This window comes from Clostridium sp. OM05-9, assembly GCF_003481465.1.
Lineage (GTDB): Bacteria > Bacillota > Clostridia > Lachnospirales > Lachnospiraceae > Coprococcus > Coprococcus ammoniilyticus.
Window position 1 is genome coordinate 263,740 of record NZ_QULF01000005.1, and the last position, 14,877, is coordinate 278,616.

The window sequence follows — 14,877 nt, forward strand, 5'->3', positions numbered from 1 at the left end:
AATTTGAAAACTTTAAAACCTTTTTCCATTTGCCCCTGTCTTATATAGTAGAAGGCAGGAAAATAAAATGTTTTTCTTGCATCTGTAAATATTTGTTGTAATATAAAAATATCAAAAAATGAAAAGGAGAAGAAAAATGATGAAAAACAAGAGTTTATGGAAAGGGTTAATTGTAATGCTGGCAGCAGCATTCGTAATGCTGGCAGTACCGGTGCAGAAGGTGTCTGCAGCAGAAACAAAACTGAAATGGGGCAGTACGTATAGTGGAAGTATAAATGTAAGTAAATGTTATAAATATGCATTTTCTTTGAAACAATCCGGAAATGTCACCTTTGTATTTCAGGTATCGGATGCTGGATATGCATTTACCAGTATGGATGAAATAACAGTTTTGGACGAAACAGGAAAAGAAGTATACAGGATTGATAATGTGGGAGATTGTAGTTTATCGCTGGATTTGCTGGCAGGTAATTATACATTAAGAATAGGCATGGAAGATGGTATGGATGGTTGTAATTTTACATTTACACCATCATTTAAGTCATCTAAGGAAACGAAGTCCGAGCGTGCAATGGCAAAGAATAATGAGATGGGAACAGCAACCTCTTATAAGATTGGTAAATCTGTAAAAGGACAGTTAGCGTTGAATGATGATATAGATATTTATAAAATGAGAGTAACAAAAAGTCAGTATCTGAATCTGACGGTATCTAGTAAGCTCCGTGAACTGAACATTAATTTGGTAAACACGAGTGGCAGTCGGGATGTTAGTATATCAGATATTGAAGCGGGACTTCATAAATACAGAGTATTTTTACCAAAAGGAACATATTATGTCAGCTTTAGAGGAAGCATGAATTATGCAACTGATTATTGTTATACAGGTAATTATTCCTTTAGAACTTCTACAAAAGCAATACCAAAGCCAACTATTACTAAAACAAAACCGGATAATAAGTATAAGACGATGTATATACGGTGTAAGAAAAATTCATTGGCAAATGGCTATCAGTTCCAGATTGCAAGAGACAGAAAGTTTAAAAAGGGCAAAAAGACAAAGCAGGATGAATATACAGGAATGTATATGGTTGATTTGAAAAAAGGAACATATTATGTTCGTGTTCGTTCTTATGTGAAGATTGATAATTATGGTAGTACTCCGGATGAATATTATTATTCTTCTTGGAGTAAGGTTAAGACTGTTAAGATTAAATAATAATAAATACAACCCTACATAAATAAGTACAAAAACTGACATATGGATCATCATATTTTCGGAAGAAAAGATACCTGATCCTCATGTCAGTTTTTTGTTGCCTTTATTTTCTTCATCTTGCTATCCCCTGTGAACTACGTTACAATGAAATCTGGAGAGACGGTGAGACGTGGTAGAAAAGGAAGTGAGTATTATGTGTAATTTAAGTCAGGGTATCAAGGAAGAAAGTGAAGCTAAAGGTGAAGAGAAGGCAAGAACAGAGATTGTACTGAATATGCATAAGAAAGGCTATTCTTTGGATCAGATTGTTGAGATAACAAATCTGGATGTTAGTGCAGTAGAGGCTATAATAGGCTAAACAGAAAAAACGGATCTGACATATTTCTATTAAAAGTATACAAAAATGAAAAAACAGGCGTGTGGGAGGCTACAAATGATTTGCAAAACATGTGGGAATGATCTGCAGGGAAATGAATATAACTGTCCGTTCTGTGGGGCGGCAGTTGATTATACAGAGGCGGTGGAGCAGGCAAAAGCCGGAAGGGAAGAAGGCTTTTCCTATCTGTATGAGATGACATATCGGAATAAGCTGTATATTGCGATGAAATACATGAAGAATGAGGATGAAGCGATGGATGTTCTGCATGATTCCTATGTGAAAGCATTTGAACGGCTTTCCGGTCTTCAGGATGCAAATTCATTTCCGGGATGGCTCAGTACCATCGTTGCAAATACCGCAAGGAATGCATTGAGAGATCGCCATACAGTGAATTTTTCGGATATGCAGAGAGAAGATCAGGATGGAGAGGCATTTGAATATTCGATCGCAGATGAGAACATGACAGCCCAGCCTGAGATGGCATGTACAACGAAAGAAACACAGGAAATGGTACAGGAACTGATCGGATCATTGTCTGATGAACAGAGAATGTGTGTGCTGATGTTCCACATTGAAGGATACAGTATAAAAGATATTGCGACTGTTCTTGGATGTTCAGAGAATACAGTAAAATCCAGATTAAATTATGGACGTAAGAATATCAAGGCAAAGGCAGAGGAGCTTCAGAAGAAGGGCTACAAGCTGTATAGCTACACACCTATGGCACTTCTTACCTACCTGCTCATGGCAGAACGAGGAACTATGCTGGTAGCAGGAACCTTCGACAAGCTGGCGGGTGTTGGAAGTGTAGTCGGTGCCGGGCTGATTCATGGTGGTGCCGCAGGCGCATTATCTGTTGCCGGAAGTGCAGCCACAGCCGGAGGCACCGGAGCTGCAGGGTCGGCAGCGGGAACAGGTGCAGCCGCAGGAGGCAAGACGGCAGCAGCTACAGCGGCAAAACAGACCTTCTTGAAAACAGTAGCAGGAAAAATAACAATGGCGGCAGCCGGAGTGGCAGTAGCAGGAGGAGCAGCCGGTGTAGCAATATACAATCACAACCAGAACACCTGGCAGGATGCGTATACAGAGGTGCTGAAGGAATATAGACAGGAAATTCAGGATTATGGCTGGCAAACGTCGCAGATGCGGGAGAACGGAGAAGCCAGAGCGATTACTGTTGCTGATATTATGGGAGATGATACTCCTGAACTGATCTTTGCGGCACAGGATGAATCAGATCCGAATAAAGCGGATCTTCATATATATACATATATAGATAATGAAGCAATACAGGTCTATAGTGGAGAACTTGATACAAGGTCAGATGAGAATCGGGACAAATGGGGAGCGGAAGGAACTCCGTATGTCATAGTTGATGCTAACGAAACTTCAGGTCATGGATGCCGGTTGTACATACTTTGCAGCGATGGACAGAGTGATAATACAGAGATTGGTGTCATAGATAAGATGATAGAATTCGATGTGGCTACTTCTCGTGGAGATAGCTTACAACCGATTGTCTGGACCTGTCATGCAGAACAAGTGGGGGATGAAGAAACGGTGCCGGTTGCAGAACGGGATGGTATATCTGTGGCCTGGGAGGAATATCAAGAAAAACGAGAGGAAATACATCAGGGAAAGAAGTTCGTGATTTTACAGAATATGGCATCACAGGTTCCAAATGGTTTATATGATCAGGTGACTGATATTCAGCGTGATTCATCAGGAAATGTGATAGCAGGCTGGGATGCCGGATCAATCTATTGTGAAATGTCCTATGCAAATGCATTGAAATATTTTAAAAAGAATAAATAAAAAAATTATTAGAGTGCCTTTGGCTGTTTTTTAAGAATCAGTCGAAGGCATTTTATTTTATAAGAGAAAGTTCATTCTATAAAAAAACTCTCCGACTGAAAATACCGAATCTCTCCGATTGTATTTCCAAAAACTCTCCGATTGAAAATGCCAAAACTCTCCGATTATACTTAAAAAATGGTGTCTGAAAAATTTTTAAAAAATTTCAAAAAATATAAAACTTTTTTGCAACCTCTGTGTCATATAGGTGAAACGATACAGAGGTTGCATTTTTTATGGATGAATTTCCGGATGAAATGTTCCTCAGATAAAGAAAAGGAGAATAAAAAAATGAAGAAAATGAAAAGAATCGAAATCGCACAGTACATCGCATTGGGAGCAACCTGTTTAACCGTTTTAGGATTTGTCCTTTCCGGTATTTTTGGTGGAAGGATCCCGATGTCCATGATGGGGTATGGAGTTATGGCAGGCATTGTTTCCTACTTCTTCGGAGGGTTTGGAACTGCGGTGAGAATGGCAGGTAAGATAGCAAAATGGGGCTGGCTCATCGTACCATTTCCATATGACATCGTTACAGGTATGGTATCCTTCTTCATCTCGATCATGGTCTTTATCGGATTGCCGATCATTCCGATCCGTAAGGCATATAAAGAGCAGATGATGGATGCTGAAACAGTTGAATAAAAAGAAGGTAGAAAGAGAGGATAGATTATTATGAGTAGAAAAATGAAACAGATCATGTTAGCAGTAATTTTAATGGTGATGATGTGTGCAGTAAGTCCTGCACGAAAGGTATCCGCAGAGGTGTTAAACAGTCCACAGCAGATCGTATGGGGTCAGAGTTACAGTGGTGAGCTGGAGGATGCACAGAATACATATGAGTATACATTTACGATGAAGAAATCCGGTACATTTTCTCTTGCGATTGTGACGGAGGGAATTGGAAAGACACATACCGGGCTTAATTATATAAAAGTCAGTGATATGTATGATAATGAGATCTATACAGCATCAGTCAAAGAAGGAAAAGGCAGCTATAAGGCAGAATTATTAGCAGGGGATTACAAATTATCACTGTGTGCAGGTTTTTATACCGGCTGTAAATTCACATTTACGGCATCTTATAAGGCATCCGGCGAAACACGTTCCGAGGCATGGCTGTCACAGAACGATGAGAAAACGATGTCATTTACCTATAAGGCAGGTACGACCTATAAAGGACAGCTTGCATTTAACGAGACAACAGATATCTATAAGATGAAGATGACAAAGAACCGGTACATGAACATTCAGATCAACAGCAAGATCAAGGAAATGAATGTTGTGATCGAGAATACAAATGGCGACATTCACTATATTCAGACGGGTGTTACACCGGGAACCAGAAAATACACATTTTTCCTGCCAAAGGGAACCTACTACATCACGATGACCAAAGGCTGGCCATATAGTGTTGATCCAAATTATGCCGGAATGTATACATTTAAGACGACATTTACAGATGTTCCGAAGACCACTGTAAACAAGGTAAAGAATCTTTCATCCGGAAAGTTAAAGGTAACATGGAAGTGCAAGAGCAAGGCGACCGGATATCAGATCCAGATCGCAACGGATAAGAAATTCAAAAAGAATAAGAAAGTATATGATGCGCCATTTAAGAATTACAATAACTGTACATTCTGGGATCTGAAAAAAAGCAAGACTTATTATGTTCGTGTCCGTTCTTATGTAAAGGCAGGTTCCCGCGAGAAGAAATGTTACTCTGCATGGAGCAAATATAAGACTGTAAAGATAAAGAAATAGAATATAATGTTATCCTGATTTTGTGGTATGCTATAATAAAGCAAAAAATATCCAAAAACTTAAAACTTTTTACCCACCTGATCTGTCCAATAAACAGGAGGTGAGATATATGGATGTGTGGAAGGCAGTGTGCGCGTTTGTTGCATTGTTAAGAAAAGAACGAAAGGAGCTGCCGGATGATCCGAAACGCAAGAAAGAATTATTTGACCGGATCGAGCACGACAGGCAGTCCAGATAAATAATGGTTAAAAAGAATCAATAATTACAGAGATTAGATAAAAAGCAGGAGGAGCAGGATAACATGAAGTGCAGAACATGTGGAAATGATTTACAGGGGAATGAATACAACTGTCCGTTTTGTGGCAGCTGTGTCGATTATACACAGGCAGTGGAGCAGGCGAAGGCAGGACGGGAAGAAGGCTTTACATTCTTATATGAGAACACATACAGGAATAAGCTATACATTGCAATGAAATATATGAAGAATGAACAGGATGCGATGGATGTCCTGCAGGATGCATATATAAAGGCATTTGCCAGATTAGATAGTTTGCAGGATGCAAATGCATTTCCGGGATGGATGAGTACGATCGTAGCACATACAGCGCTTAACGCACTTCAGAAGAAGCAGGCAGTTCTGTTTTCTGATCTGCAGAATGAAAATGATGAAGGGGATGTCTTCGAATACAATCTGGAAGATGAGAATATGAGCACACAGCCGGAAATGGCATGTACGGTACAGGAAACACAGGATATGGTGCATGAGCTGATCGATTCCTTGTCGGATGAACAGAGGGTCTGTGTGCTGATGTTCCATCTGGAGGGCTACAGCATCAGGGATATCGCGACCATACTGGGTTGTTCGGAGAATACCGTAAAGTCCAGGTTGAATTATGGACGTAAGAATATCAAGGCAAAGGCAGAGGAGCTTCAGAAGAAGGGCTACAAGCTTTACAGCTACACACCGATGTGTCTTCTTGTATATCTGCTTATGGCAGAACGTGGAAATATGATCGTTACGCATGTATTTGAGCAGATGGCAGGTCTTGGTGGAAATGTTGCAGCCGGCATCATTCATGGTGGTGCTATGCAGATGGCGGGCAATGTTACAGGCGGGGCTGCCCAGATAGCAGGAGGAACCGCCGGACAGATGACCGGAGGAGCATCCCAGATAGCAGGAGGAACTGCTGGACAAGTAGCCGGAGGAACAGCACAGACAGGAGCTGCCGGATCGGCTGCGGGGGCAGTAGAAGGTGGAAAGGCTATCGCAGCTACAGTTGGAAAGCAGGCATTTATAAAAACGGTAACAGGAAAGATCGTGATCGCGGTTGCTTCCGTTGCGTTGGTAGGAGGTGCGGTCGGAGCAGGATTTGCATATAAGTACTCCCAGGATAAGAAGAAAGATCAGAATGCGACAACAGAAGCCGCTTCGGAAGCAAATGATGATACTGTTACAACAGAAGTGACAGCGGAGACAGAGGCAACCACAGAGGTTACTACAGAAACTTCAACGGAGATAACTACAGAGGCAGCTATCGATGAAAGTCTTTATAAAGCAGCATACAAAGAGGTACTTGAATCCTATAAGACACAGATCGACAATTATTACTGGCAGTATGAGTATGATTATTCGACAAAGACAGCCAAGGAAGAACAGACTCCAATCACGTTTGCCGATGTGACAGGTGATGATGTGCCGGAGATGATCCTGATAAGGTCAGAACAGAACGAAGCTTCAATTGCACAGATGGATATTTATAGCTTTGACGGAACAAAAGCAAAAAGAATCTTTGGAACGGATATGGAAGAATATGGTGGCTGGGATATAAATGCTGCTTCCGGAACCAGCTACTATCTGTTTACAACCCAAAAGGGAACCTTATATGCATATAGTGGGTTCGGAGATGAGAGTTATACAGACAGTTATATCAAATTCACGGTAGATGATTCCGGCATGCTTCAGAAGTCAACAACCTGGACAAGAAAGAAAGGTCCGAATGACGATTATTCAGCAACTGTTGTCACATGTCAAAAGAACGGCTCTGAGATCACAGAGGATAAGTATAATGCTCAGGTAGAGAAGCTGCAGAAGAATTTTCATACGTTATTAATGTACAATGGACAGGGCAAGGATAAAGCCAAGGAGGTTCTTGGTACGCTGGATGATACCGCTATGACTTATGATGAGGCTATGGAATATCTGGGAAAGATCACACAGAAAAAAACGGACAAAACGGCATCTGACAAAAAGCAGGAGAAATCTGCCGATAAGAAAGAAATCTCTGCCGGAAATGCCGGAGAGGTAGCAGTGACATTGCCTGAGGATCTGCCGGAAGAATTTATTCTGACGAGTGGAGTAGGTGCATGGGGAGCCGGTATGGATATCAAGCCGGACGGAACCTTTACGGCATCTTATTATGATAGCAATTATGAGGGCAGATCAACGTCCAGCGGTTCCGGATCATTTAAGAATATTAAACAGGTTGATAAATATACTTACACAATGGAGCTGGACACTTTAAAGTATGATGATGAGATCGGTAAAGTGGTTGCAAATGATAACGGATACAAAACCACATTTACAGAGCTTTACGGAATTGCGGGTGGAACGACATTTACAGTGTATCTTCCGGGTGCACCGACAGCAGATATGCCGGATGGAATGAAGAACTGGCTGGGCTTTCATTATTACAATGTCCCGATACCGGATGCCCTTGACTGCTATGCCATTTATAATGTAGATAAGGAAAAAGGATATTTCAGCACAGGGTTACAGTAAATAGATAAACCTTACTCTCTCCAACGTTTCAAGAAAGGCGATAACACGTTTTAACATATCAGGAGCTTCTTCGGGGAACTGTTCTTCCATGATGGATACCAGATTGAATACCGTGTTGTCGCCATTTATATGAACCCATAAGGTACTGCCATATCGGTCAAGCCTGATATGGCTTTTCTTTGGTTTGTGAAAATATTTCTGGGCGATCTTGTGATAAAAACCGGTATGCGGCATCTCGATCACAATAATTCCATCGGGCGACTGTTCCCATGTATAATTCAGATTGATGCAGGGGATTTTGTCCATATAGTTTGCAGTATGGGAAAGAAAACCGGATTTTGATCTTTTTATAAAAAATTGCGAGAGGGTATCTTTACGATTATGGTTCTGTTTTGCAATGACATTTTGTATATTATATTTTTGCATGAGAGAATAAATCCTTTCCGGGTGAAGATATTAAAGTGTGTTATTGGATGATTGTTTATCCTTCGTTTTATGGATCATGTAGATCATACTGAAAAGCAGGGCAAGGAAGAACAGGCAGCCGCCCCATTTTCCAAGATGGAATCCCATAAGTCCCAGATTGATCCGATCACTTACGCCAAATACGGCAAGGACGGCAAGCAGGATTCCGACCAGCCCTTCACCTGCGATCATACCGGAGGAGAAAAGGATACCGTTATTACGGACGGTTTCGCGTGAACCCTCATCGGCCAAGCGGCGTTTCTCCACGAAAAGGCGGATCAGACCACCGATCATGATCGGAACTGTCAGGTAAATCGGAAGATACAGTCCGATGGCAAATGGCAGAACCGGGATACCTAAGATCTCGACAACGACAGCAATGCAAATGCCGACAATAACAAGTCCCCATGGAAGATTGCCATTCATAACACCTTCAACGACCATTTTCATAAGGGTTGCCTGCGGAGCAGGAAGCTCGGTAGAACCATATCCCCATGCTGCATTCAACAGATAGAGAACACCGCCAATCGCAAGACCGGATGCGATCGATCCGATCAGTTCGCCGATCTGTTGCAGATATGGTGTTGCACCGACGATATACCCCGTTTTCAGATCCTGCGAGGTGTCTCCTGCCATGGCTGCAATTATGCAGATAACAGTACCGATGCAGATGGCAGATGTCATACCCCGGTATCCTGCTATGCCGGCTTGCTTTAACAGGATCGTTGCAAATAGCAGGGTTGCGATCGCCATACCGGACACGGGGTTATTCGACGAGCCGACGACACCGACCATTCTGGCAGATACGGTTGCAAAGAAAAATCCGAAAATAATGATCAGAATGGATGTGACCGGATTGATCGGAATATTTGGAAAAGCACTCAGGCCAAATGCTACGATCAGGATACCGCCGATTGCATAAGGAAGCGGAATGTCTTTGGATGTTCGCGAATTTCCATCTGTATGTCCAAAGCCTTTCAGGGCTTTGGCAAATGTGGATGCGATCAGCGGAAATGATTTTAGCAGGCTGAAGATACCACCGGCTGCCACCGCGCCTGCGCCGATATACCGCACATAATTTCCCCATAACTGATCGACTGACAGTTCGCGGATCGGAACGGAAGCGGGGAACAGGATGTTGTCACCTCCAATAAGAACGAGCAAAGGCATGATAACAAACCATCCAAGCACAGCACCGCTTAACAGATATGAAGCAACTTTTGCACCACAAATATAGCCGACACCGACCAGCGCAGGGAGGACATCCATACCGAAGCCCGATCCTTTATAAGAGGAAATCGTCCATGTGATCTCACTTGGAAACAAATGCAGACCATCAGCGATAAATTTATAGACAGCAGAGATGCCAAGCCCAGAAAATACCTGCATGGATTTGTGACCGCCGGTTTCTCCGGCGAGCAGTACTTCAGCGCAGGCAGTTCCTTCCGGAAATGGAAGTGTACCATGTTCTTCTACGATCAGAGCGGTACGAAGTGGGATCATAAACAACACACCGATCAGTCCGCCACAGATGGCGACAAATGCAATCATCAGAAAAGATGGAGGTTTTATATCGGGATTTTCATCTGCCCACATGAACAGGGTCGGCAGCGTAAAGATAGCTCCGGCAGCCAGAGATTCTCCGGCAGAGCCGATCGTCTGAACCATATTATTTTCAAGAATTGAATCGCGGCGCATGATCATGCGCACAATACCCATAGAAAGAACGGCAGCAGGAATCGAAGCGGATACAGTCATGCCGACTCTTAAGCCAAGATATGCATTTGCACCACCAAACACAACTGCCAGAATGATCCCAAGGATCACAGATGTCGGCGTAAGCTCCGGCATCACCCGGTCTGCCGGAATATATGGTTTAAATTGTTTCATATACAACCCTCAAATCATAGTTTTATGCCACTAGTATGTACAGAGTCTGGCAGAAACATACACAGAAAATCTGAAAAAAGAGCTTCATCAGATATGTCAAGACATGGAAGCTGAAATAATAAAATAGAAGGAAACAGGTAGGATGTGTTTAAAGAATAACGCCTGCTGGTTGTACCTAAGGAATATCGTATATTCCATGGATACAGCCAGCAGGCGTTTTTACTTTATGTGTTATTGTTATAAAATAGTTTATTTATTGAGGGCGGCAAGCTGTGCTTTTAAAGCTGCGATCTCAGAAAGCATTGCGTTCTTCTCAGAAAGAACAGCCGCAATTTCAGCATCCTTTTCAGATAAGGTTGAAATCATCGCATTCTTTTCAGAAAGAACTGTAGCAATTTCGGCATTCTTTTCGGATATCAGAGAGTCCTTTTCGGATATCACGGAGTCCTTTTCAGACAGAGCAGCTACTGCTTCATCCCGTTCCTTTTGTAGTTCATCGATCATATAGTGAACCGTATTCTCATCTAACATTCGAAGTGCTTCTGAAAACATGGTGATCACCTCCTCCGGATCATACATATATTCAGACATATCCTTGCAGATAGCTTCCATCCATGGATAGTCAGATACCAGTGCAGCAAGGTCGTCAACCGACTGGGCAGTCAGTAATGACAGCCATGCATTTAATTCATTAATATCTTTAGCATACTTACTTTCACAGAAAACGTCAAGGGCAACCACATAGAATTCCTGTAAAAGCTTCAGTTCGATTCCGGTATCAAAAACAGTTCTGCCGTGGTGCAGGTAGATATCGGATAATGCATCAGTCAGATATGCATCTGGACTTTTTTCATATATCACGATCGTGTAAACCGTTTTCAGATCCTTGTAGGTAAAGGCGTTTCCTTTCAGGCTTTTCACTCTTGTATACTGACGCAGCATGAGATCGGAGGAGTAGCAGGACATACGTTCTCCCGGGAAAGCGTATGGGATCTTCTGGATCTCGACATTTGCGATCGAGCCATCTTCCAACTGGACAAGGATATCCAGAAGCAGGAGCGAGGTGGACGGCAGCATGCTGTCTTCATTTGACAGGATGCACTGAACTGTTACCTTTGTGCCGATGATACTGCTGATCAGACTGGATAGCCGTTCCGGATAGATGTCCGGGTTGAACAGTTTCTTGAAAAATGGATCATAAGTTAAAGGCAGAGTTTTTGTACCCTCCATAAACCCCAGAAAGCGGTTCTTCCATTCTGGCGACATGTTCTGATAAGCAAAGTAGCTTCGCGGATGCTTCCGAAGCTCAGCGAGACATTCCTGTTCCGTGCGAGTAGGAAAGAGCTGGTGGATGTCTACCAGTTTAGTGGTGTTCTTTTCATTGGATACCGATTGTTTGTTAAGGTGGTTATCATTGTTTTTGTTATACATAAATTTTATTCCTCGTTATTTTCCGGCGCCTGTTTTGTCGACAGGAACAGCATAGCAGAAAAAAGAGGAAAAAGACTGCCAATGTAACAAATGGTATGTCTGGATGTAACTTTCGGTAATTTTTGCTGTTTATCCCCCTATAACCCAAGATTACATCAATGTTGTTGAGGGAAAAAACAATCTATGCTACAATGGTGGCGTGAATTTTGAACGGACAGAAAGGCAACACTATGTATAAATACTATTTATTTGACCTGGACGGCACAATAAGCCAGTCCGAGCCGGGCATTCTCAACTGCATCCGCTATGCTCTGGATGCAGCCGGACTGCCGGAGCCATCGGAGAAAGTGTTAAAGACATTTATCGGACCATCGTTGTACGATTCCTTTACATCCAAATGTCATGTTGACCACGATCAGGCACTCTGGCTGGTGGCGAAGTACAGAGAACGATACAATGTGACAGGTCTGTATGAGACATCTATCTATGATGGCATCCCACAGACACTCAAGGATTTAAAAGAAAAAGGTGCGAAGATCGGAGTGGCGACCTCCAAACCGACAGAACCAACGAAGAAGATACTGGCGAAATTCGATCTGGCACAGTACTTTGATGTCGTTGTAGGAAGCAATCCGGATGGAACCGGATCGGACAAACAGGTGCTGATCGCGGAGTGCCTGAAGCGGTTGAAGGAAGCCGATGTGGAAGGTACGGATATGCCACAGGCAGACTGGGAAGAGGCAGTCATGATGGACGATTCCAAGCCAGAGGTTAAGACACAGATACATGAAAAGGATGCCGTTATGATCGGTGACCGGATGTTTGACATTGATGGCGGACATGCCTGCGGAATTGATACGGTCGGTGTTCTGTATGGATATGGAAACCGTGAGGAATTTGAAAAAGCTGGTGCGGAATATATCATCAGCCGTCCGGAGGAGCTCCTGACATTGTAAGAGAGATCAGACAGAAGCCCTTTTGATATTATAAGGAGACTTTTAATGGGTATTCATAAGGATATTAAGGGTATATAGAAGGCAAATGCAGGCATATACCATAAAAGAGGAGACGAAAACGTGAGAAAATTATTGACGCTTGAGGATATCCATGAGCGTGAGAAAACAATGGTGTTCATGTTCCATGATCTGTGTGAGAAGCATGGGCTGCGGTATTATCTGTGTGGTGGTACGCTGCTTGGAGCAGTCAGACATCAGGATTTTATTCCGTGGGATGATGATATCGACATTCTGATGCCACGACCGGATTATGAGAGATTGCAGGAAGTGATCAAAGAGCAGCCATTTCTGCCGGAGCATAAGTTCCTGTCAGCAAGCCTTGGCAATCTGGATGAGCCATATACGAAGCTTGCGGATACGAGGACAAGACTGGACAAATATTATACGAAGGACAAATATGACATCTATTTATGGATGGATATTTTCCCGATGGATGGACTGCCGGATGATGATGCAGAGATTGAGAAAATCTATAAAAAAGCACTCTGGTACCGTAGGATCATACAGTATCTGAAGATGAAGACCGGCCGGGGTGGCAATCTGGTCAAGAAGATCGTGAAGCCGGTCTTAAAGCCATTTGCACATCTGATCTGGGGCAAGAAGCGGACCGTGAAGAAGCTGATACGGCTATGTACGCAGTATGATTTTGAATCGTGCAAATATGTAGGAGGCATTGCCTGTGGCTATGGTCCGCAGGAGAAGATGCCGAGAGAAGAATATGTGAAGCCTGTGAAGGTGACATTTGGCGGCAGAGAGCTGATCGCACCGGGTTGTACAGACTATTACCTGACATCCCTTTACGGCGACTATATGAAGCTTCCGCCAGAAGAAGACCGGAAAGCTCACATTATCAAAATGTATCAGGTAGAGTAAGCATATAGATATTTGTATAAGGAACAGAGTAAACGGTGGACAACATGAATAGTACAAGTGTTTTCCATATCAAGACGAAAATAAATAAAAATCATTCAGGAGGAAATAAAAATGAAAGATAAGATTTTAGAAGAGGACCTGTTGTATATTGCAAATGCAGGTGGAGATTATGAGAAATTATACGGCAAATCCATCCTGATCACAGGAGCAACCGGACTGGTTGGTTCACAGATCGTAAAGGCACTGCTTAAGATGAACGAAGTAAAGAATGCTGATATCACGATCTATGCATTTGTCAGAAATGCAGAAAAGGCAGACAAGATCTATGATGAATTTGCAAAGGATAAGCTGGTGTATGTGATCGGCGATGTTGGAGATCCGGTTACCGATGAGACTGTAATCCTGTCAAATGGCAAGAAGATCTCAGAAGTACAGATCAACTACATCATACATGCAGCAAGCCCTACAGCATCCAAGTTCTTTGTGGACTATCCGGTGGAGACGATCATGACTGCGGTAAATGGTACAAAGAATATGTTAGACCTTGGTAAGGAGAAGCAGTCCGAGGGTGTTGTATATATATCATCAATGGAAGCATTTGGTGCACCGGATCCTGAAAAGCCATATGTAAAAGAAGATGATCTGGGATACATTGATATCCACAATCCAAGAAGCTGTTATCCGGAGGGCAAACGTCTCTGCGAATGTATGTGTTCTTCTTACGCAAGTGAGTATAAGCTGCCGGTTCGTATTGCAAGACTGTCACAGACATTTGGCGCAGGTATCAGCTATGAAGAGAATCGTGTATTTGCACAGTTCGCAAAGGCTGCTATGAATAAGACGGATATTGTTCTGCACACAGCCGGAAAATCCGTTGGTAATTACTGCTACACCAGAGATGCCGTTATGGGTATTCTGCTCCTTCTTGTAAAGGGAAATGATGGTGAAGCCTATACCGTAGCGCATCCGGAAGCACATATCACGATCGGAGATATGGCAAAGATGGTTGCAGAGAAACTGGCAAATAATGAGATCAAGGTTGTATTTGACATACCGGAAAGCGCCATGACATTTGGCTATGCACCGGATGTAAATATGCGCTTGAATTCAGATAAACTTCAGGCACTTGGCTGGAAGCCGGTGATCGGTCTGGAGGAAATGTATACCCGCATGATGAAGAGCATGGAGTATACAAGATAAAGATTGGAAG

13 protein-coding genes are annotated in these 14,877 nt (G+C 42.8%); 10 read left to right on the forward strand and 3 right to left on the reverse strand.

The genetic code is table 11. The features are described from left to right. The first annotated feature begins 136 nt into the window (after positions 1-136). The 7 genes from DXB77_RS10120 to DXB77_RS10145 all read left to right on the forward strand — a co-directional run bounded on the left by DXB77_RS10120 (position 137) and on the right by DXB77_RS10145 (position 7,992). Positions 137-1,216 (forward strand): hypothetical protein, encoded by a 1,080-nt coding sequence (locus tag DXB77_RS10120; protein ID WP_118663162.1) that lies wholly within the window; start codon positions 137-139, stop codon positions 1,214-1,216. Between the two features lie 193 nt (positions 1,217-1,409). After that, positions 1,410-1,574 (forward strand): hypothetical protein, encoded by a 165-nt coding sequence (locus DXB77_RS10125; RefSeq protein WP_021944652.1) that lies wholly within the window; start codon positions 1,410-1,412, stop codon positions 1,572-1,574. A gap of 75 nt (positions 1,575-1,649) precedes the next feature. After that, the gene (locus DXB77_RS10130; protein ID WP_182439476.1) at positions 1,650-3,410 is read left to right on the forward strand and encodes an RNA polymerase sigma factor; all 1,761 of its coding nucleotides are present in this window, start codon (positions 1,650-1,652) and stop codon (positions 3,408-3,410) included. 330 nt (positions 3,411-3,740) lie between these two features. Further along, positions 3,741-4,094: a hypothetical protein gene (locus DXB77_RS10135; RefSeq protein WP_021944654.1), complete on the forward strand. Its 354-nt coding sequence runs from the start codon at positions 3,741-3,743 to the stop codon at positions 4,092-4,094. Positions 4,095-4,124: 30 nt separating this feature from the next. Beyond that, entirely contained in the window at positions 4,125-5,213 is a 1,089-nt protein-coding gene (locus DXB77_RS10140) for a fibronectin type III domain-containing protein (protein WP_118663165.1), read from the forward strand. A 109-nt stretch (positions 5,214-5,322) separates the two neighbouring features. Next, a complete protein-coding gene (locus tag DXB77_RS13390) occupies positions 5,323-5,451 on the forward strand; it encodes a hypothetical protein (protein ID WP_279220251.1) in 129 nt (42 codons plus the stop codon). 63 nt (positions 5,452-5,514) lie between these two features. Further along, positions 5,515-7,992 (forward strand): RNA polymerase sigma factor, encoded by a 2,478-nt coding sequence (locus DXB77_RS10145; protein WP_118663166.1) that lies wholly within the window; start codon positions 5,515-5,517, stop codon positions 7,990-7,992. Here the strand turns inward: DXB77_RS10145 and DXB77_RS10150 are convergent. From DXB77_RS10150 to DXB77_RS10160, 3 genes are all read right to left on the reverse strand, one after another. Next, positions 7,984-8,298, reverse strand: a complete 315-nt coding sequence (locus tag DXB77_RS10150) for a PqqD family protein (protein WP_173784022.1) — start codon at positions 8,296-8,298, stop codon at positions 7,984-7,986. The genes DXB77_RS10145 and DXB77_RS10150 overlap by 9 nt on opposite strands. Before the next feature lie 150 nt (positions 8,299-8,448). Next, positions 8,449-10,347 (reverse strand): oligopeptide transporter, OPT family, encoded by a 1,899-nt coding sequence (locus tag DXB77_RS10155; protein WP_118663167.1) that lies wholly within the window; start codon positions 10,345-10,347, stop codon positions 8,449-8,451. Between the two features lie 249 nt (positions 10,348-10,596). Beyond that, complete coding sequence (locus DXB77_RS10160) at positions 10,597-11,778, reverse strand: PD-(D/E)XK nuclease family transposase (protein ID WP_118663168.1); 1,182 nt, start codon at positions 11,776-11,778, stop codon at positions 10,597-10,599. Between the two features lie 206 nt (positions 11,779-11,984). On the opposite strand from DXB77_RS10160, the gene DXB77_RS10165 reads away from it, so the two are divergent. The 3 genes from DXB77_RS10165 (at position 11,985) to DXB77_RS10175 (ending at position 14,867) form a co-directional block, all read left to right on the forward strand. Next, entirely contained in the window at positions 11,985-12,734 is a 750-nt protein-coding gene (locus DXB77_RS10165; protein WP_243100175.1) for an HAD hydrolase-like protein, read from the forward strand. A gap of 120 nt (positions 12,735-12,854) precedes the next feature. Continuing rightward, positions 12,855-13,667, forward strand: coding sequence for a LicD family protein (locus tag DXB77_RS10170; RefSeq protein WP_117808071.1), 813 nt, complete (start codon positions 12,855-12,857; stop codon positions 13,665-13,667). 111 nt (positions 13,668-13,778) lie between these two features. Then, positions 13,779-14,867: an NAD-dependent epimerase/dehydratase family protein gene (locus DXB77_RS10175; RefSeq protein ID WP_117822375.1), complete on the forward strand. Its 1,089-nt coding sequence runs from the start codon at positions 13,779-13,781 to the stop codon at positions 14,865-14,867. Positions 14,868-14,877 lie beyond the last annotated feature (10 nt).

Excerpts from the sequence above, each read along its gene's own strand:
- DXB77_RS10125 (WP_021944652.1), top strand. The coding sequence starts at position 1,410 with ATGTGTAATTTAAGTCAGGGTATCAAGGAAGAAAGTGAAGCTAAAGGT.
- DXB77_RS10145 (WP_118663166.1), top strand. The coding sequence starts at position 5,515 with ATGAAGTGCAGAACATGTGGAAATGATTTACAGGGGAATGAATACAAC.
- DXB77_RS10140 (WP_118663165.1), top strand. The coding sequence starts at position 4,125 with ATGAGTAGAAAAATGAAACAGATCATGTTAGCAGTAATTTTAATGGTG.
- DXB77_RS10130 (WP_182439476.1), top strand. The coding sequence starts at position 1,650 with ATGATTTGCAAAACATGTGGGAATGATCTGCAGGGAAATGAATATAAC.
- DXB77_RS10135 (WP_021944654.1), top strand. The coding sequence starts at position 3,741 with ATGAAGAAAATGAAAAGAATCGAAATCGCACAGTACATCGCATTGGGA.
- DXB77_RS10160 (WP_118663168.1), bottom strand. The coding sequence starts at position 11,778 with ATGTATAACAAAAACAATGATAACCACCTTAACAAACAATCGGTATCC.
- DXB77_RS10150 (WP_173784022.1), bottom strand. The coding sequence starts at position 8,298 with ATGGACAAAATCCCCTGCATCAATCTGAATTATACATGGGAACAGTCG.
- DXB77_RS10155 (WP_118663167.1), bottom strand. The coding sequence starts at position 10,347 with ATGAAACAATTTAAACCATATATTCCGGCAGACCGGGTGATGCCGGAG.
- DXB77_RS10175 (WP_117822375.1), top strand. The coding sequence starts at position 13,779 with ATGAAAGATAAGATTTTAGAAGAGGACCTGTTGTATATTGCAAATGCA.
- DXB77_RS10120 (WP_118663162.1), top strand. The coding sequence starts at position 137 with ATGATGAAAAACAAGAGTTTATGGAAAGGGTTAATTGTAATGCTGGCA.
- DXB77_RS13390 (WP_279220251.1), top strand. The coding sequence starts at position 5,323 with ATGGATGTGTGGAAGGCAGTGTGCGCGTTTGTTGCATTGTTAAGAAAA.